At 71.0% G+C, this 18,303-nt stretch carries 16 protein-coding genes; 4 read left to right on the top strand and 12 right to left on the bottom strand.

The features are described from left to right. Nucleotides 1–4 precede the first annotated feature (4 nt). The 12 genes from EAO75_RS04225 to EAO75_RS04170 form a co-directional block, all read right to left on the bottom strand. Complete coding sequence (locus EAO75_RS04225; protein WP_147993632.1) at nt 5–1,396, bottom strand: cytochrome P450; 1,392 nt, start codon at nt 1,394–1,396, stop codon at nt 5–7. Continuing rightward, nucleotides 1,393–2,478 (bottom strand): epi-isozizaene synthase, encoded by a 1,086-nt coding sequence (gene cyc1 / locus EAO75_RS04220; protein ID WP_147993631.1) that lies wholly within the window; start codon nt 2,476–2,478, stop codon nt 1,393–1,395. Before cyc1 ends, EAO75_RS04225 begins: the two co-directional genes overlap by 4 nt. 299 nt (nt 2,479–2,777) lie before the next feature. Beyond that, complete coding sequence (def, locus tag EAO75_RS04215; protein WP_147993630.1) at nt 2,778–3,428, bottom strand: peptide deformylase; 651 nt, start codon at nt 3,426–3,428, stop codon at nt 2,778–2,780. Between the two features lie 142 nt (nt 3,429–3,570). After that, on the bottom strand, nt 3,571–4,551 hold the full coding sequence (locus EAO75_RS04210) for a tetratricopeptide repeat protein (protein WP_147993629.1): 981 nt from the start codon (nt 4,549–4,551) through the stop codon (nt 3,571–3,573). Nucleotides 4,552–4,660: 109 nt separating this feature from the next. Continuing rightward, a complete protein-coding gene (locus tag EAO75_RS04205; RefSeq protein WP_147993628.1) occupies nt 4,661–5,902 on the bottom strand; it encodes an HD-GYP domain-containing protein in 1,242 nt (413 codons plus the stop codon). After that, complete coding sequence (locus EAO75_RS04200) at nt 5,899–7,188, bottom strand: HD-GYP domain-containing protein (protein ID WP_147993627.1); 1,290 nt, start codon at nt 7,186–7,188, stop codon at nt 5,899–5,901. Before EAO75_RS04200 ends, EAO75_RS04205 begins: the two co-directional genes overlap by 4 nt. Nucleotides 7,189–7,296: 108 nt before the next feature. Next, nucleotides 7,297–7,599 carry a mycothiol system anti-sigma-R factor gene (rsrA, locus tag EAO75_RS04195; protein WP_147993626.1) on the bottom strand — a complete coding sequence of 101 codons (303 nt, stop codon included), beginning with the start codon at nt 7,597–7,599 and terminating at the stop codon, nt 7,297–7,299. Next, a complete protein-coding gene (gene sigR, locus EAO75_RS04190) occupies nt 7,596–8,291 on the bottom strand; it encodes an RNA polymerase sigma factor SigR (protein WP_147993625.1) in 696 nt (231 codons plus the stop codon). Before sigR ends, rsrA begins: the two co-directional genes overlap by 4 nt. A 257-nt stretch (nt 8,292–8,548) precedes the next feature. After that, complete coding sequence (locus tag EAO75_RS04185) at nt 8,549–9,163, bottom strand: alpha/beta family hydrolase (protein ID WP_147994283.1); 615 nt, start codon at nt 9,161–9,163, stop codon at nt 8,549–8,551. Between the two features lie 34 nt (nt 9,164–9,197). After that, on the bottom strand, nt 9,198–10,013 hold the full coding sequence (locus EAO75_RS04180; RefSeq protein WP_147993624.1) for an SOS response-associated peptidase: 816 nt from the start codon (nt 10,011–10,013) through the stop codon (nt 9,198–9,200). A gap of 145 nt (nt 10,014–10,158) precedes the next feature. Continuing rightward, complete coding sequence (locus EAO75_RS04175; protein ID WP_147993623.1) at nt 10,159–10,914, bottom strand: dienelactone hydrolase family protein; 756 nt, start codon at nt 10,912–10,914, stop codon at nt 10,159–10,161. Nucleotides 10,915–10,960: 46 nt separating this feature from the next. Beyond that, complete coding sequence (locus EAO75_RS04170) at nt 10,961–11,611, bottom strand: hypothetical protein (RefSeq protein ID WP_187284302.1); 651 nt, start codon at nt 11,609–11,611, stop codon at nt 10,961–10,963. 249 nt (nt 11,612–11,860) lie between these two features. Between EAO75_RS04170 and EAO75_RS04165 the strand changes: the two genes are divergently transcribed. From EAO75_RS04165 to rsgA, 4 genes are all read left to right on the top strand, one after another. Further along, nucleotides 11,861–14,872, top strand: a complete 3,012-nt coding sequence (locus tag EAO75_RS04165) for a helix-turn-helix transcriptional regulator (protein ID WP_261989142.1) — start codon at nt 11,861–11,863, stop codon at nt 14,870–14,872. 192 nt (nt 14,873–15,064) lie between these two features. Continuing rightward, nucleotides 15,065–15,787: a M50 family metallopeptidase gene (locus tag EAO75_RS04160; protein WP_147993621.1), complete on the top strand. Its 723-nt coding sequence runs from the start codon at nt 15,065–15,067 to the stop codon at nt 15,785–15,787. A 97-nt stretch (nt 15,788–15,884) separates the two neighbouring features. Beyond that, nucleotides 15,885–17,201, top strand: coding sequence for a 3-phosphoshikimate 1-carboxyvinyltransferase (aroA, locus tag EAO75_RS04155; RefSeq protein WP_147993620.1), 1,317 nt, complete (start codon nt 15,885–15,887; stop codon nt 17,199–17,201). 10 nt (nt 17,202–17,211) lie between these two features. Beyond that, nucleotides 17,212–18,222, top strand: coding sequence for a ribosome small subunit-dependent GTPase A (gene rsgA / locus EAO75_RS04150; protein WP_147993619.1), 1,011 nt, complete (start codon nt 17,212–17,214; stop codon nt 18,220–18,222). Nucleotides 18,223–18,303 lie beyond the last annotated feature (81 nt).

The following is an 18,303-nucleotide window of genomic DNA, read 5'->3' as shown; positions in this document are numbered from 1 at the left end:
GCCGTCACTGCCCGCGCCGGTCCCTCGGCACCGGCCTCAGCAGCAGCGTGTGCGGGTGCAGGGTGATCCCCACCCGGGTCGCGTCGTTCGAACCGGGCACCTGCTCGAAGCGGTACTCGGTGGACAGCGCCGCCGTGATCAGCGTCAGCATGGCCATCGAGAAGTGGTCGCTCGGGCACTTGCGGTTGCCGACGCCGAACGGGCTCATGGCGTATTTCGGCACCTCCTTGACGCGTTCGGGAAGCCAGCGGTCGGGGTCGAACTCGACGTTGCGCACGTACGACTTCGGGTCGCGCTGGACGGCGTAGGGGCTGTAGACGATGTCGGCCCCGGCCGGAATGCGATAGCCACCGAGTGACGTATCGGTCACCGCCCGTCGCGTAAGAATCCAGATCGCGGGGCGCAAACGCATCGCCTCCACCACGACATTGTTGGTGTGCCGCAGGCTGCGGACGTCCCCGAATGCCACAGGTCGGCCGCCGGTGAGCGATTCGACCTCCGTGCGTATCTTGTCGGCGTGTTCCGGATGTTCCGCGAGCACATGGAGCAGCCACAAGATCGTGGAGGCCACGGTTTCCGCACCCGCGGTGAATATCGCGACGACCTGATCGTGGATCTCCTGCTCCCCGATGGGGTCGCCATTGCCGTCCTTCGCCTCCAGCAATGCCGTCAGCAAATCGTCCGGCTTTTGACCGGATGCCCGGCGTTCGGCGACGACCTCGTCGACCAGGAGATGGAAATCGGCCAGGGCGTCGTTGAATGCGCGGTTGGCTGGGAGCGGCAGCTTGTAAAGCGGCCCGAGGGGGATCACCATCCGCCGGTACATGCCGCGGAAGAGGGTGTCGAGCGCGGCACACAGCCGGTCGGCCCGCTCGTCCATGTACGCGCCGCGCAGCAGACAGCGGGCGACGATGCGCACGGCGATCCGGAAGGACTCGGAGGTGCAGTCGATGGTCTCGCCGGGCTTCCAGCGCTCGGTCAGCGCATGCGCCTCCTCCTCCATGATCGGCCCGTACCCGGGGATCGCGTCGAGCCGGAAGGCGGGCTGGATGGTGCGCCGCTGACGCCGGTGCCGGGGGCCGTTGGCGGTGGCCACGCCCTCCTTGCCGAGCAGGCTCTCCAGGGACTCCCACAAGGGCCCGGCGATCTCGAAGTCGGTGCTGAGCGCCAACGCGCCGGTGAGGTCCGGCGTGGTGACGGCGTACACGGTCTTCGGTCCGAGCTTGATCCGTACGACGTCGCCGTGATCGCGCAGCGTCGTCATGAAGGCCAGCGGATCACGGACCATCTTCCAGCCGTGGCCGAGAAGCGGAACTCCCCCGCCCGCGAGGGGCGGTTGACGAAGGTCCGAGGCCGCACGGGGCCGGGTCTCGGGGTGGACGGACTCGACGGTCATTTCTCACCTGCCGCTTCGTTGTTGACGTACGGGGGCGTGGACCGGTCGTCCCAGCTGTCGACCCGGTAACGGCCGGACTCGTGGTGGAACCAGTAGACGGAGCTGAACCAGTTGCGCATATTGCCGACGCAAGCGCGCACGGCGGCACCGAGTTCCCTTCCCCACAGCGTGCCGCCGGAGAGAAGGTCCGCGAATTCCAGAGCCTCGCGCTCGGCCACCAGGAAATCGGAGACGCAGTCCTCGACCCGTCGCCTGACTTCCGCCACCGTTTCTTCCAGCGTCAGCCCCTTGTGGGCGATGAGGCTGATTCCGAGATTGTGCACCTCGTCGCCCGCGATTTCCTTCGGGAACGAACACAGGTCGTTGTACCAGGCGGCAAATTCTTGACTCAGTAGGGCCGCCCGCTGATATGCCGGATGATTTCGCACGAAGTCCGGGAGTTCCATTCCGGCGCTCGGCTCCAGCAGATCGGTCCAGATCCAGTGCGCGAAGGTGAGCCGGCGCAGTTCCAGGTATTCCTCGACGGTGGGGACTATCCCATCCGTACGGTTGTGGAATTCCTGGTCGTACGCCTCGATCACGGCATGGAAGTGCCGGGCGAACCGGACGTTCCAGGTCCGGGGCAGGAACGAGTACAGCCGCGTCACACTGTCCGCGAACCCCGCGACCAGCGGGTCCTTGTGGTGCAGATGGTCCTCGGGGGAGTCGAGCGCCGCGTGCAGGCGGTCTCTGAGCCGCCGCCAGGCGGCGGGGCGGTGGTGGACGATGTCGCGGTCATGCCGGTCGTCCCAGACGAAGAACCACGCGCTGTAGTCCGCTATCGCCTGCAGCACCTCGTTGGGGGCACCAATGTAGTACCCCGCCATCAGGTCGGTGTAGCAAAGTCCGTCGGCATATTCTTCGACCTTGTCGGCCGGCATCAGACGTTTTTCCAGCAGCCAGGCGCGGGTCTTCTCCTGGAGCAGGGGCCAATACGGATGCAGTTGCCTGGGAAAGGCCGCTTCGATCATCGGGAGAGAGAGCGACGGTGGAACCGGGACCGCCGTCGATGTCGCTGTGGTGCCGTCCGAGAAAGCATGCACGAACAAACTCCTCTCAGCCGCCAGTTGTGCGGTCGTGCACGCCCCTGCCGCTGTGCCGGGCGTGCGCCGTCGCGTATCCCCGCACTTCCATTCAGCACCATAACTGACCGTTTTGGGAACGGATTTGCTTCTTTCACTACCCCTCAGTGCCGCGTTCCTCCCTTTTTGTGACTGGATTTGGATCACTACTTGCATGTATGGGATCGAACGTGCGACGGACATGCGAACGGCGCCTGGTCAGGAGGGGGAACCTGACCAGGCGCCGTGCGTAAGGGACTTGTGGGGCCCGCGAGCCGTTCTCAGTCGTTGGCGACCACGGGGTAGCGGGGCTCGTTCTCGGCCATCTGCCGCAGCGCGTCCTTGCGCTCGCGCTTGGACAGCCGGTCGATGTAGAGGTAGCCGTACAGGTGGTCCGTCTCGTGCTGCAAACACCGGGCGAAGTAGCCGGTGCCGCGCACCTTGATCGGGTTGCCCCTCTCGTCCTGCCCGGTCACCTCGGCGTAGTCGGGGCGGGCGAGCGGCGCGTACGCGGTCGGCACGGACAGGCAGCCCTCGTTGCTGTCGTCCAGCCGGCGCCGGTCGGCGGGCAGCTCGACGAGCTTCGGGTTGCAGACGACACCGACGTGCCGCTTGCCCTCGTCGTCCATGCAGTCGTAGACGAAGACCTTCAGGTCGACGCCGATCTGGTTGGCGGCCAGGCCCACGCCCTCGGCGGTGCGCTGCGAGGCGAACATGTCCGCCACCAGCTGGTCCAGCTCGGCGCCGAACTCGGTGACGTCCTTGCACTCCTTGTGCAGGACCGGGTTCCCCACGACGGTGATCGGCCGCGAGGTGCCGCGCTCATGCCAGGCGTTCTCGCGCTCCTCCGTGTCCTCGGTGTCGACGACGAACCCCTCGTCGTCCACGGGGAGCACGCCCGCGTGCTGCTGCTCGGTGTCCTGCTGGGCCATGACCGACGTATGCCTTCCTGCACAAGAAAAGAGGGTGTGATGCTGATACAGGGTACGGGGAGCGCCCCCACAGGGGCGCGGGACTGTGTCGATATGCGGCTCCGCAGCGACCAGCCACGACGGACCCGCGCCGGCGCCGGTCCTAGCAGACCTCTTCGAGATCCCGCCAATCCCTGGAATCGGGGCTGTCCGCAGCCCACCCGTCCAGCAACCCCCGCACCAAGGCAGCCGGCGCGGCCACGCCACACTCGCGCTCCGGCACCCACAGCTGCCCGTCCGTGCGATGCCCCAGCGGCCCCGGGTGCCCCGGCTCACTGTGGTCGTGCGGATCCAGGTGCTCCCCGTCGCCCTCGTCCGACGGCATCCGTGACTCGGAGCACATCCGGCACAGCAGCCGCACGGACGACGACCAGTCCTCGGCCGCGAAGCCGGCGTCGGCGGCGAGCTGCTCCAGCGCGTCCCGGTCGGCCTCGGTGGCGGCCTCCAGGAGGACCACCCAGGTGGGCACGGGCGAGGGCGCCCACAGCTCGATCTCGTCGAAGACGGGGTAGGAGTGCCCGGACGCCGTGGTCCGCTCGCCGTGGGGCACGCCGTCGTGCAGCACGACCTCGCCCCAGCGCCGCCCGGAGGACGGCAGCGGAATCGACAGCACCTCGATCCGGGCGGGGTCCAGGCGCCGCCCCCACACGACCTCGGCCTCCCCCTCCGGGGACAGCCGTACGGCCGCGCTGCCGAGGTCCATGCCGACCGGCTCACCGGAGTCGGTCGCGCCACCGGGCACCCGCAGCCCGTACGCCTGCCAGGCCCGCCGGGCCAGCGGCCAGTCCTGCAGTGCGGTGGCGGCGATACCGACGTTCCACCAGTCGGGGGCCCCGGTCTCCCGGTCCAGCAGCGCCACGGCACGCAGTCCGGCGGCCCGGGCCTGCTCCCAGTCGTGCCGGAACTTGTGCAGCAGCGCGAGGTTGAACCAGGACTCCGAAAGCCAGGGCTCCAGATCGGCGGCACGTGTCAACAGCGCGCCCGCGTCCTCGTACCGGCCGTCGCCGATGAGCGTGAACGCCCGGTCGGTGGCCTGCCGCCAGGAGGCGGAGGGCCGGTGCCGTCCCTTGCCGAAGATCCTCACGATTCCCGCCTGCCAGTTCCGTGGAGTGGGCTGGCTAGTGCTCGCCCCCGGACACCCTCTCATTCGCATCCAACCACGTACGGCTGGAAGGCCGCTCATTACCCATGGGTTACCCAGCCACGGGCGCCGTCAGACAGTCTCTGGACAGCACCCGCGCGAGCGACCCCACCACTTCCGGCGAGTAGTCCCCGGCGGCGCTCAGCCGCAGTTCCTCCAGCGCCTTCAGCGACCCGCCCGGACCGGCGTCGCGCGCCTTCTCCTCGTAGGCGTTGACCGCCCGCACGATCCGTGCGGCCAGCGGCTGCTCCGGACCGGGATCGGCGATTCGCTCCACGACCATCGCCACCTGCGGACTCACCCCGGTCTGCCGTACGACGGCCCCGCCGAGCAGCGCGATCCTGCGCTGCTCCTCGACGGGCAGTACGGCGGTGGCGCCGGCCGGTACCGGGTCGACCAGGCTGAGCTGCCCGATGTCGTGCATGAGGGCCGCGTGCTCCAGCACGGTGAGCTCGGCCTCGGACAGGCCCAGGTCCCGCCCGACCTCCCGGCTGAGCGCGGCCACCCGACGGGCGTGTCCGACCGGCGTGTACCCGGCGATCTCGGTGGCCCGGGCGAGGGAGGCGATGGTCTGCCGGTAGGTGGTCCGCACGGCGGCGTACCGGCGGAAGGACATCTGGGTCAGCAGCAGCGGCAGCGAGAAGACGGGCAGCGCCCACAGCCCGACCACGGCGACCGCGAGCGCCATCACCGCGCCGGTCGCGCAGACGGCCGACCCGACCCCGAGGGTCGCCCGCAGCTCGTCCCGCAGCAGCGGCCCGAAGGGCCATCGGGTGCGCGCGTGCGCCAGGGCCGCGGCGAGCATGGCGTCGCACAGGGTCGTGAGGGCCAGGATCGCGAGCAGGAGCAGGGCGTAGGAGGTGCCCCAGCCGTGGAACGTGCCCTGGTTGAACAGGGGTTGGAAGCAGGCGGCCGCGAAGCCGACGGTGAGCACGCGCCGGGCGAGGTGGTCCAGCACGGGGCGCCCGCGCGCGATGTGCGGCACGCTGCCGAGGAGCGAGGCGGCCAGGACGACACCGACGACCTGCACGACGCCGTGCTGGGTGGGCTCGCCGCCGCTCTCCCCCAGCAGCGCGTACGACAGCGCGGCGGCGGCTCCGAGGGGCGCCGCCTCCCTGCCTTCGGCTCCGGTCCAGCGGGTGACCTCGCCGAGGACGACGAGAGCGCCGAAGGCGACGGCGATGCCGCGCTCGGCGAGACCGCTCCCCAGGATGCCGAGCAGACAGCCCGTGGCGAGGAGGGCGGCGCAGGTGTGGACGAGGGTGAGCAGCAYGGGTGGCCGCGGGGCGCTCATCGGGGCGCTCCGGGGGCGCCCGCGATCTGCGGGCGGGGCCCGGACGCGGAGGGCTCGTCGGCGGTCACCGCGGGATGCCAGCCGTGCTGGTCGACYGCGCGGGCSAGYGCCGTGACCATCCGGGGGTCGAACTGCGTGCCCGCGCACTTCTCCAGCTCCCCCAGCGCGACGGGCACGGGCCGGGCCCGTGAGTAGGACCGGGTCGACGTCATCGCGTCGAAGGCGTCCGCGACGGCCACCACCCGCGCCGACTCCGGGATCTGAGTCCCGCTCAGCCCGTAGGGGTACCCGCTCCCGTCCAGCCGTTCGTGGTGATGCAGTACGGCGGCCCGGGCCTCCCCCAGGAAGGCGATCCCGCGCACCATCTCGTGCCCGTACTCGGGGTGCAGTTCGATGACCCGCCGCTCCTCGGGCGTCAGCGGCCCGTTCTTGCGGAGCAGCCGGGTGGGCACGCCCAGCTTGCCGACGTCGTGCAGGATCCCGGCGAAGCGGAGCACCTCGACGCGCTCCTCGGCAAGGCCCAGCTCACGCGCGATCATCATCGTGGCCTGACCGACCCGCTCACTGTGGCCTCGGGTGTAGCCGTCCTTGATGTCGACGGCCTGGACGAGGGCCCGGATGGTCGCCTGATGCGCCGCGTGTTCCCGGTGGTACTGGGCGAACGCCCACCACGACACGCACATCGGCAGCAGCACGAGCAGCGCGGCGACGGGACCGTAGGCACTGCGCCACAGCACGGCCATCATCAGCCCGGCCAGACCGTGTACGGCGACCGGCGCGAGCGACCGCAGGAACAGCTCGTGCCAGGTCCGCCGCAGGGGCCGGCGCTCGGCGAGCGCCAGGATCCCGCCGTCCAGCACGGTCAGCACCAGACAGAACGCCAGGACCGCGGCTGCGGCGGGCACCAGCGCGTACGGGAAGTCGGACGCCACCACGGCGTCGCGCTCGCCCAGCTCCCAGTGCACCCGCGCGGCGACCCACACGGCGACCACGAGCTGCGCCGCCCGCCACACCCGCCGCAGCGGCTGCGGCCGTCCGCCGGCCGGGGCGATCAGCGCCCCCGGCACCGCGACCAGCGCGGCGGCGGGCGGTGACAGCAGGAAGGCCCCGGCGAGGAGCACGGGATAGAACGAGCCGGACAGCCGCTCGCCCACGGCGTAGAGGGCGGCCAGCAGGGCCACCGCCCACCAGGGGACACGCGTCGCCGGCAGGACGTACAGGCAGTGCAGGGCGCCGAGGACGACACAGCCCACGTAGACACGGGCCCGTACGGGTGTCGCCTCCATACGCCCCTCCCCGGCCGCGCTCTTCAGGCATGGGAGCCTAAAGCGACCAAGGGGAGGTTCGCGGTCTTATGACCGGGGGATTAGCACGTTCGAGTGACGGCTGTGCGTTCAGGATTCCTGAGGCGCTGCCGTGACGTCGTGCTCGGGCACGGCCTGGCCGGAGCGGATCAGGTCGAGCCGGCCGAGGACCTTGGCACGCAGGTCGGTCGGTACGTCGTCATGTCCGCAGCACCGCTTGACCAGCTTCTTCACGGCCTCTTCGAGCCCATACTTCTCCAGGCACGGCGAGCACTCCTGGAAGTGCTGCTTGAACTTGTCACGGTCGATGTCCGGCATCTCGCTGTCGAGGAACTCGTAGAGATGATCGAGTACCTCAGAGCAGTCCGTCTCGTGCGGCTCTCCGCAGCTCATGAGCCCGAGCCTTTCGCTTCGTTCGACTCTCCGGCGCCGGCCGGGACCAGTCCGCGCTCGCGGGCGTAGTCCTCGAGCATGCCGCGCAGTTGACGGCGGCCCCGGTGCAGCCGGGACATCACCGTACCGATGGGTGTCCCCATGATGTCCGCGATCTCCTTGTACGCAAAGCCCTCAACGTCGGCCAGATACACGGCGATACGGAATTCCTCGGGGATGGCCTGGAGCGCTTCCTTCACGTCCGAGTCGGGCAGATGGTCGAGCGCCTGCGACTCCGCGGAGCGCAAGCCCGTCGACATGTGCGACTCGGCGCGGGCGAGCTGCCAGTCCTCGATCTCCTCGGCCGCGGAGCGCTGGGGTTCGCGCTGCTTCTTGCGGTACGAGTTGATGAAGGTGTTGGTGAGGATCCGGTACAGCCACGCCTTGAGGTTGGTGCCCTCACGGAACTGGTGGAAGGACGCGTACGCCTTGGCGTAGGTCTCCTGGACCAGGTCCTCGGCGTCGGCCGGGTTGCGCGTCATGCGCAGCGCGGCCGAGTACATCTGGTCGAGGAATTCGAGCGCGTCCCGCTCGAAGCGCGCGCTGCGCTCGGCGGTCGACTCCGCGGACGGGTCCACGCTCGTGCCCAGGCCCTCGGGCTGCTCCGCCTGGCCGTTGTCGGTCCCTGCGTCGGTACCGGGAACCGGACCCACCTCCTCAAGATTGCGGGCAGGGCCGAAACCGGTCCCACCTGAATCGGAGGATAGACGACCTGCCGTACCTGCCGCCCCTCGAATAGGCGTGGTCCTGGCCGCATGCAGGACCGTCCACTCCAGGTCGGCGCGGCTGCCTGCGGTCGGGCAGAAGGTCGAACCCATGCGGCGGACTTCCTCTCCTACGACGTGTGCGCTGCCGGTTCAGCACCGCTGTCCGCCACAACAGGGACCGGGTCCGCAACATTCCCGAAGCTTTACCCCAGTGACCCGACCCACTTCACGGCGGCGTCCGTGACGATCGCCACTGCCTCGCCCTGATCGAGGGGTGCCCGCTTGGGCACGGCGAACCCGTGATCGCCGTACGGCACCTCGACCAGTTCGTAGTCGCCGTCGGGGAACTCCTCGGGCCTGCCGAAGGGGTCGTTCCCGCCCTGCACGACGAGGGTCGGCACCCCGGCCCCGAGCAGTTCGTCGGCACGGGACTTCTCGGGCTTGCCCGGCGGGTGGAGGGGGAAGCTCAGCGCGAGCACGGCGTGCGCGCCGAGTTCGACGGCCGTACGGCAGGCGACGCGGGCGCCGGCGCTGCGGCCTGCGGCGATCACCGGCAGCCCCGGTGCGGCGAGCGCGGGCCACAGGCCCCGCCAGCCGACGTCGAGCGTCTTCGGCGCGGGCGCCACCTTCTTGCCGGCCACCCGCCAGGGCTGCTCCACGAGGGCCACGCTCACCCCGTGGGCCGGGAGGACCTCCGCGAGCGCCACGAGGTCCCGCGCCCCGATGCCACCGCCGGCGCCGTGGCTCGCGGCCAGGACCAGCCGTGCCTTCTTCGCGCGGTGCCAGGTGATGCGGGCGTCCCCGGCGTCCGTGCCCATGGTCTCGATCGTCACATCAGACTCGGTCGTCACATCAGAAAAGTGTGCCCTCTTCGGGCCCGTCCAGCTCCTTCAGCAGCTCCGGGCCGTTGTTGCGGACGTTGCTGACCAATGTGGAGACGGGGTAGGCGCGCATCAGTCCGGCGGGCGGCGCGTCGAGGAGCGTCCGCAGCTCCTCCGGGTCCTTGCGGGACGGGTCCAGCCAGGCGTCCCAGCGGTCCGGGGTCAGCATCAACGGCATGCGGGGGTGGATGTCGGCGAGTGTGCGCGGGCCGTCCGCGGGCGACACGGCGAGCGGGGTCGTCTCGGCCTCCGTGGTGATGACGGAGCAGGTCACCCACCAGGCCTGCGGGTGCTCGTCGGGCAGCGTCTTGTCCCGCCAGAACTCGTACAGTCCGGCCATCGCGAACACCGACCCGTCGGCGGGCAGCACGAAGTACGGCTGCTTGCGCGGCCGTTTCCGCTTCCCCTCGACCTCCAGGTCCCGCTCCTGTGTGCCGGTGACCCACTCGTAGTAGCCGTCGGCGGGGATGATGCAGCGCCGGGAGGTGAAGGCCCGCCGGTACGACGGCTTCTCGTGCACCGTCTCCGCGCGCGCGTTGATCATCTTGAAGGCGCTCTCGGGGGTCTTGGACCAGCTCGGCACCAGCCCCCACTTCAGCTTGCGCAGCTGCCGAACCGGCCGCGGGTCCTCCGCGTCTTTCAGGGCACGGTCGAGGACGACGAGGACCTCTTTGGTCGGAGCCACGTTGTAGTCCGCGTCGAGGGTCTCCTCGGGCTCCCACTTCTCGATCTCGAAGATCCCTGCGAGATCCTCGGGCCCACGACTCGCCGCATACCGTCCGCACATCTGCAACCACCCCTCCGACCTGCGAAAACGCCAGATCATTCCGCATCACTCAGCACCAGTCGGCACGGTGCCGGGTCAGCGTGCCCGAGCCGCCTGGAGACGTCCAAGGGTGGCAGACCGCTCCCAGGCGAATCGCAGAACCCGATCAGGGCTTCTGGCTGTCCGCCTTGAGGTGTGTGGCGAAGAAGCCGTCGATGCGCCGCCAGGCGTCGACAGCGGACTCCGGGTGCGGCCTGATTCCGGCGACACGCATCAGCGGACGCAGCGCGCGTGGCCCGACCTCGGAGTCGTTGAGGAAGGAGTGCCCGGCCTCCGGGTATTCCTTGACGTCGTGGACGATGCCGAGCCGGTCGAGCGACGCCTCCAGTGCGGGGGCCGCGCCGCGCAGCGTACGGTCGCGGGCTCCGTAACTCGCGACGACGGGGCAGGAGCCGGCGAGCGCCGCGTCGAGATCCTTCGGCGGGCGGCCGTAGTTGACGCAAGCGGCGTCGAACTCGCCGTCGCTCACGGCGAGGAGTGCGAAGGAACCGCCCATGCAGAAGCCGATGATTCCGATCCGCCCGGTGCAGTCGGGATCCTGGGCGAGGCGGGTGCGGGCCGCCTCGATGTCGCGGAAGGCACGGCCCTGTCCGGACAGGGCCGCCCGGAAGGTCGGCACCAGGCAGCGCACGGCCCCTCCGTCGGTGAACAGGTCCGGCATCACGACGAGGTACCCGGCGCTCGCCAGCCGTTCTGCCTGACGGTGCATCACATCATTGACGCCCAGCGCCTCATGGACCACGACGACACCGGGCCAGGGGCCCGGCCCGGTGGGCCGGGTGAGATGACCGGTGAGCCGACGGGAGCCACCGCGGGCGGCGCTGAGCTCGGTGAGATCGACGGTGGTGGTCGTGGCGGGCATGCGGTCCTCCGGAGGAGGGGCGGGGACGGGACGGCCGTCGTGAAGCCTACGGCGCGATGAAGGGCTGGACGTTCTTGCGGAAGTCCTTGGGCCGCACCTCGTTGTAGTACTTGTCCGCGTCCTCGCCCTTCGAGGTGAGCATGTACACCGGGCACTCGTCGGACTTGGCCTCCCCCGTGTGCTGGTACAGCTCTTCGCCCGTGCGCGCCTCGACGACCTTCAGGCGGTACGAGGTGTTGTACGTACGCACCTTGAACGGTTTGCCGTCGTCGCCCTCCATGTCGCACACCTTGCCGCTCGCGGTCGCCTTGGTGCGCTCGACGCAGACGACCAGCTCGGCCTCGGCCGGCTTGTCCGAGTAGCCGAGGAACCAGCCCTTGGGGAAGTCGCCGGCGGACGGCTCGGACTGCGACCAGTCGTCACCGGGCTTGTTCATGAGCATCGCCGGGTGCACGGTCTTCTTCGTGCGGTCGTAGGCGGGCAGCCCCGAGTAGCCGAGCCCCTCCGTGCACACCCGCTCCAGGTCCTGGGCGAACGCCGGTACGTCCGGTCCGTCCCCTGCCGAGCTCGTCGACGACGATCCGCCGGTATCCCCTCCAGTGCCGGCGGTGAGCGACGAGCACCCGCACAGCGCCACGCCCACAAGCCCGGCGGTGATCCATCTGACGGCACGCGGCGTTGACGGCGTTGACGACATGTCGGCGACTCCCGATCGAAGAAAGAACAGCAGGCAGGGCATGTCCCCCGAGTCATGCCCTGTCCCCCGTGCCCTGCTGGAGGAAAGCGTGCCGCCCACCGGCCGCCGCGGACATCGGGGAAGAGCCCCCATGTAGTGGTGCGGCCCCTGTGACTCGTGGGTACTACGCTGTGCGGGCTCGAAGGAGTATTCGACGGGTGCCGGCGGGGGACATCCCGGAAGAGGGCGCAGGGGGCCTGAGTGTCGTCGTTGTCGTCATCGGCACTGATCGGCAGAGAAGCGGAGCGGGATCTTCTGACCGCGGCAGTCGCCTCGGCGGGCGAGGGGCGGGGCTCGTCGGTCTTTGTTCTGGGCGAGCCGGGCATCGGCAAGTCGCGCCTCGTCGAGGAGGCCGCAGCCGCAGCCGTCCGCTCCGGATGGCGGGTGTTGCGCGGGCGGGCCGCGTCCGCCGGGCGCGCGGTGCCGCTGCGTCCGCTCGCGGAGGCCGTGTTCTCCGGACTGCGCGGCGAAGGGGCGCCCGCAGACGGGGACCTGGGCCCTTACGAGCCGCTGCTGTCGCGGCTGTGCGGGCTGGCGCCGCAGGACGGTGCGCCGCTGGTGGGCTACGCCGAAGCGGTGCTGCGGCTCCTGGGGACCCTCGGACGCTCCGGCGGCTGTGTCCTGGTGCTGGAGGATCTGCACGACGCGGACGCCGACACGCTCACGATCGTCGACTACCTCACGGACAACCTTCCCGGCCGGCGGGCCGTCCTGCTGGCCACCCTGCGCGGTGGGCCCGGTCCCGCCCTCGACCTCGCCGAGGCCGCCGCCTCCCGCCGTACGGCCCGCACCCTGCGCCTCGCCCGCCTCGGCCCCGCCCACACCGCGGAACTGGCGGCCCGCTGCCTGGGCCACGACGACGCGGGCAAGGTACCGGCAGCCGTACTGGACCGGCTGCACGCCGTCTCCGAAGGTGTCCCCTTCGTGGTGGAGGAACTGCTGACCGCCATGGTCGACAGCGGCAGCCTCGTCCAGCGGCAGGGCGACGGCTGGACGGTGACCGGCTCGCTGGACGCCGGCGTGCCCGCGACGGTCGCCGCCGCCGTCCTCCAGCGCGTGGACCACCTGGAACCGCCGGGCGTCGCGCTTGTGGAAGCGGCGGCCGTTCTGGGCAGGCGCTTCCCCGTGGACATCGCCGCCCGCGTCGCCGGGGTCGACCGGACGACGGCGCTGCGCCAGCTACGTCATGCCGCACGCGCACATCTGGTCACCGACGGCGCCACCGCGGAGGAGCCCGGCTGGCACTCCTTCCGCCACGCGTTGACCGCCGACGCCATCACCCACCGGCTGCTGCCCGCGGAGCGGGCGGCGCTCTGCCTCGCCGCCGCCGACGCGATCGAGTCCGCCGACGCGGCAGGGCCCCGGCCGTGGGGCGCCGGCGGCCCTGCCCAGCGGGCCGGGGAGCCCGACGGCCTGATCGGCGGTGACCCGGGCGACGACCTGTACCGCCTGGCCGCGGAGCTGTGTGTCGCCGGCGGGCAGCGGGCACGGGCGGCCGTACTGCTCACCCGAACCGGCCGGCAAGCGGTCCTGCGGGGCGCCCTGCTGACCGCGGTGGAACTCCTCGACCGGGGCCTGGAGCTGACCGCCGACGCGGCGGACGCCCCGCCCGAGGCCGTGGCCCGGCTGCTGGAGGAGCTGCTCGGGACACTCGTCCTCACGGGCGACGTCCGGCGCGTCCCGGAGCTCGGCGACCGGCTGGACCGTGTCCTGACCGCGTGGGGCGCGCCGCCCGCCCGCCGCGCCGCGGGTTTCCTGATCCGGGCCAGGGCCGCGGCCACCGCGCAGCAGTGGGAGGAGGGCCTGACCGCCGTACGGCGGGCACGGGAGTTGCTCGGAGCCGAGCCGGACCCGGCGTCCCGCGCCGCCCTGGACTCGGTCGCCGCCCACCTGGTGCTCAACTCGCAGCGCCCGGACCGGCTGGAGAGCGCCAGGGCCCTGGCCGAAGGGGCCGTGGCGACCGCCGAGGCGMTCGGGCTGCCGGAGGTGAGCTGCAAGGCGCTGAACATGCTGGGGTACTGCCTGCGCCCCGGGGATCTGGCCGAGGCAGAAAAGGTGTTCGAACGCCTGGTCGCCACGGCCGACACCCATGCGCTGCCGGTCTGGCGCATACGCGGCCTGCTGGAGCTCGGTGCACTGGACCGGATCCGGTTCACCGGGACCGATCGGCTGCTGGCCGCACGGAAGGCGGCCGAGGAGACCGGTGCCGTACTCATGACGGCCTGGGCCGACATGCATCTGGCACAGGCCCATGTGCTGCGCGACGAGCATGACCAGGCCCTGGAGTCCGCCCGGCGGCTGAGGACGACGGCCAGCAGACTGCGGCTGCATGAAGTGCAGCTGATCGGCGTCGGAATGGACGCCATCATCGCCGCCTCCCGTGGCGAGCGGGAGAAACTGCAGGCCGCGCTGAACGCCATGCAGAGCGCACTGGCCGGACGGAGCGCCGGAGCGCTCTGGGGCTACGCCGACACCTCCGTGTGGGGCTGGGCCCAGGGCATCTGCTCCCTGCTGCGGGAGGAACCCGACCGTGCGATGGCCGAGTTCACCGAGGCGGACCAGGCCATGCGCGCCCTGCCCAGTACGCGCGGGGTCACCGGTTTCCTGGGCCCGTACCTGCTCCTGCGCACCGTACGGGGCACGGCCGGCTGGGCGGAGCTGGACGGGGCCGTAGCGGACCGGCTCACCCAGGTCCACTGGGACCGGCCCTTCGTGGGGTGGTCCCGGGCCGTGCTGCTGGGCCGCGAGGGCCGCGCCGGCGAGGCAGCCAAGGCGGCCGAGGAAGCACTGGCCGGGACCGACGCCATCCCCCTGGCCCGTCACCTGTGTCTGCGCCTGGGCGCCTCCGCGGCGCTCGCCGACGGCTGGGGGCACCCCGTCGAGTGGCTGTGCGCCGCCGAGCAGTTCTTCCACGACCGGGGCACGACACGGGTGTCGGCCGCCTGCCGCGCCCTGCTGCGGGAAGCCGGTTCTCCCGTTCCCCGCCGCCGTCAGGGCCACGACACGATTCCGCAGGAACTGCGGCTGGCGGGGGTGACCGCGCGGGAGTACGAGGTGCTGCGCCTGCTCGGCCGAGGACTCGGCAACCAGGAGATCGCCGAGCACCTCTTTCTCTCGCCTCGCACCGTCGAGAAACACCTCGCGAGTCTCAGAAACAGGACCGACCGGAGCAGCCGGGCCGCTCTGATCGCCCTGGCACGCCGATACGCGGACGGGCCGTGACCCCCCACTGGCTGGGGGCTGTTCCCGCGCCACCATCTCCGCGGAGCCCGGCGACGACGGCCCGACTCCAACGCTGTGACCTGCGTGTTTGCCGTCAGGAACGATCGCTGCCAAGTCGGCGTCTCAGATACCGTCCGCACTTGCGTGCCACACTGCCAGATTCCATCCGACCCAAGGGAGCCAACGTCTTACATGGACAGCACCGCATCCGCCTCGCTCGCCTCCCTCTGGGACGAGGTCTCCGGCACCCAGCCCGACCCTGACCTGTGGGTGGTGATCGCCGCTCTGGTCGTCGCGCTGGCCGTCGTCGTCCCGCACAGCCTGTGGCGTCTGTCCCGCAACGCCATCACGATCGCCCACGAGGGCGGCCACGGCCTGGTCGCGCTGCTGACCGGCCGGACGCTGACCGGCATACGCCTGCACTCCGACACCAGCGGCCTCACCGTCAGCCGCGGCAAGCCGCACGGCATCGGCATGATCCTCACCGCCGCCGCCGGCTACACGGCTCCCCCGCTGCTGGGCCTGGGCGGCGCCGCACTGCTGGGCGCCGGCCGCATCACCCTCCTGCTGTGGCTGGCGACGGCCCTGCTGGTGGCGATGCTGGTGATGATCCGCAACGCGTACGGGGCGCTGACGGTGTTCGTGACCGGCGGCACCTTCGTCCTGGTGTCCTGGCTGACCGGCCCGCAGGTACAGGCGGCGTTCGCGTACGTGGTGGTGTGGTTCCTGCTGGTGGGCGGGGTACGCCCGGCGTTCGAGCTGCAGGCGAAGAGGTCGCGTGGTGGCGCCGGGGACTCGGACGCGGACCAGCTTTCGAGGCTGACGCACGTACCGGCGGGCCTCTGGCTCTTCCTGTTCCACGCGGTGTCGTTGTGCGCCCTGATAGGCGGGGGACGCTGGCTCTTGGCGGTATGACCAGCCAACCAATGGGGCGTGGGGGCCCCGCACCCGACCCCCACGGCGCAGCACCCGAGCAACGGCCTGCACAACCCCCTGCTTATAAAGTGGGACCATGGCCCCGAACCCCGCACACACCGCCCTATGGCCCGCCCCGCACGCGAGCGGAGCCGTCGACGCGACGGTCCACGTGCCGGGGTCCAAGTCAGTCACCAACCGCGCCCTCGTCCTCGCCGCCCTCGCCTCGGAGCCGGGCTGGCTGCGCCGCCCGCTGCGCTCCCGCGACACCCTGCTGATGGCCGGTGCGCTGCGGACGATGGGCGTCGGCATCGAGGAGGGTGTCGGCCCCGAGGGCACCGGCGAGGCCTGGCGGGTGCTCCCCGCGGGTCTGCGCGGCCCGGCCACGGTCGACGTCGGCAACGCCGGCACGGTGATGCGCTTCCTGCCGCCGGTCGCCGCGCTGGCCGACGGCCCCGTCCGCTTCGACGGCGACCCGAGGTCGTACGAGCGTCCCCTGCACGGTGTGATCGACGCCCTGCGTGTCCTCGGCGCCCGGATCGACGACGACGGCCGGGGCGCCCTGCCGCTGACGGTCCACGGCGGGGGCGCCCTGGAGGGCGGCCCGGTGGAGATCGACGCCTCGTCGTCGTCCCAGTTCGTGTCGGCCCTGCTGCTCTCCGGACCGCGTTTCAACCAGGGCGTCGAGGTCCGGCACATCGGCTCCTCGCTGCCCTCGATGCCGCACATCCGCATGACCGTCGACATGCTCCGTGCCGTCGGCGCGCAGGTGGACACCCCGGAGTCGGGCGGCGAGCCGAACGTCTGGCGGGTCACGCCGGGCGCCCTGCTCGGCCGCGACCTGACCATCGAGCCGGACCTGTCCAACGCCCAGCCGTTCCTGGCGGCGGCGCTGGTGACCGGCGGCAAGATCCTCGTCCCGGACTGGCCGGCCCGCACCACCCAGCCCGGTGACCGGCTGCGCGAGATCTTCACCGAGATGGGCGGTTCCTGCGAACTCACCGAGTACGGGCTCGTGTTCACCGGTTCGGGTGCGATTCACGGCATCGACGTGGACCTGAGCGAGGTCGGCGAACTCACCCCGGGCATCGCGGCCGTCGCCGCCCTCGCGGACTCCCCCTCCACCCTGCGCGGCGTCGCGCACCTGCGTCTGCACGAGACGGACCGGCTGGCGGCGCTGACCAAGGAGATCAACGAACTCGGCGGCGATGTCACCGAGACCGCCGACGGCCTGCACATCCGCCCGCGCAGGCTGCACGGCGGGGTGTTCCACACCTACGAGGACCACCGCATGGCCACGGCCGGCGCGATCATCGGCCTCGCTGTGGAGGGCGTGCGGATCGAGAACGTGGCGACGACGGCGAAGACCCTCCCGGACTTCCCGGAACTGTGGACCGGGATGCTCGGGGCGTAGGGACACCGCCATGCGCCGCTACGGCAAGCACACCGACGAGGACGACATCCGCACGCGTCCCGGCCGCCGCAACACCCGGCCCCGTTCGAACATCCGGCCAAAGCACGAGGACGCCGCCGAGGGCATGGTCATCACCGTCGACCGGGGGCGGCTGACCGTCCTCGTCGACGACCGGATCGTGATGGCCATGAAGGCCCGCGAACTGGGCCGCAAGGCAGCGGTGGTCGGTGACCGGGTGGCGCTGGTCGGCGATCTGACCGGCAAGAAGGACACCCTCGCGCGGATCGTACGGATCGAGGAGCGGACCTCCGTGCTGCGGCGGACGGCCGACGACGACGATCCCTTCGAGCGCGTGGTCGTGGCCAACGCCGACCAACTCGCCATCGTCACCGCCCTCGCCGACCCCGAGCCGCGGCCCCGGCTGATCGACCGCTGTCTGGTGGCGGCGTTCGACGGAGGGCTCGAACCCCTGCTGGTGCTGACCAAGTCGGACCTGGCGCCGCCGGACGAAATCCTGGAGCTGTACGGGGCGTTGGACATCCCGCATGTCGTCACCAGCCGGGAGGAGCTGGAGACCGGGGGCGCCGCGGACCGGGTGCGCGAGCAACTGGGCGGCCGGGTCACGGCGTTCGTCGGGCACTCGGGTGTCGGCAAGACGACACTGGTGAACGCGCTGGTGGCGCAGGATCGCCGGCGTTCGACGGGGCATGTGAACGCGGTGACGGGACGCGGTCGGCACACGACGACGTCGGCGCTGGCGCTGCCGTTGCCGAAGATGCACGGCTGGGTGATCGACACCCCCGGTGTGCGGTCGTTCGGCCTGGCACACATCGATCCCTCGCGTGTGATCAACGCGTTTCCGGACCTGGTACCGGGAACCGAGGGCTGTCCGCGTGCGTGCAGTCATGACGAACCGGACTGCGCGCTGGACGACTGGGTCGCGCAGGGGCACGCCGATCCGGCGCGGCTCTACTCGCTGCGACGGTTGCTGTCCACGCGTGAGCGCACGGAAGGCGACTGACCTTCGCGTTGTTTGTCTTCCTGTGAGTCCGGTAAAGGCATAATCGCACCGAGCCGGATCCAAGCCTGACGAAGCGGTCAC

The organism is Streptomyces sp. UW30 (genome assembly GCF_008042075.1).
Lineage (GTDB): Bacteria > Actinomycetota > Actinomycetes > Streptomycetales > Streptomycetaceae > Streptomyces.
This window is presented reverse-complemented; position numbering and strand designations above follow the sequence as displayed.

Coding starts and splice junctions, on each gene's coding strand:
- EAO75_RS04225 (WP_147993632.1), bottom strand. CDS start 1,396: ATGACCGTCGAGTCCGTCCACCCCGAGACCCGGCCCCGTGCGGCCTCG.
- def (WP_147993630.1), bottom strand. CDS start 3,428: ATGGCCCAGCAGGACACCGAGCAGCAGCACGCGGGCGTGCTCCCCGTG.
- rsrA (WP_147993626.1), bottom strand. CDS start 7,599: ATGAGCTGCGGAGAGCCGCACGAGACGGACTGCTCTGAGGTACTCGAT.
- EAO75_RS04185 (WP_147994283.1), bottom strand. CDS start 9,163: ATGGGCACGGACGCCGGGGACGCCCGCATCACCTGGCACCGCGCGAAG.
- EAO75_RS04180 (WP_147993624.1), bottom strand. CDS start 10,013: ATGTGCGGACGGTATGCGGCGAGTCGTGGGCCCGAGGATCTCGCAGGG.
- EAO75_RS04175 (WP_147993623.1), bottom strand. CDS start 10,914: ATGCCCGCCACGACCACCACCGTCGATCTCACCGAGCTCAGCGCCGCC.
- EAO75_RS04170 (WP_187284302.1), bottom strand. CDS start 11,611: ATGTCGTCAACGCCGTCAACGCCGCGTGCCGTCAGATGGATCACCGCC.
- EAO75_RS04160 (WP_147993621.1), top strand. CDS start 15,065: ATGGACAGCACCGCATCCGCCTCGCTCGCCTCCCTCTGGGACGAGGTC.
- aroA (WP_147993620.1), top strand. CDS start 15,885: ATGGCCCCGAACCCCGCACACACCGCCCTATGGCCCGCCCCGCACGCG.
- rsgA (WP_147993619.1), top strand. CDS start 17,212: ATGCGCCGCTACGGCAAGCACACCGACGAGGACGACATCCGCACGCGT.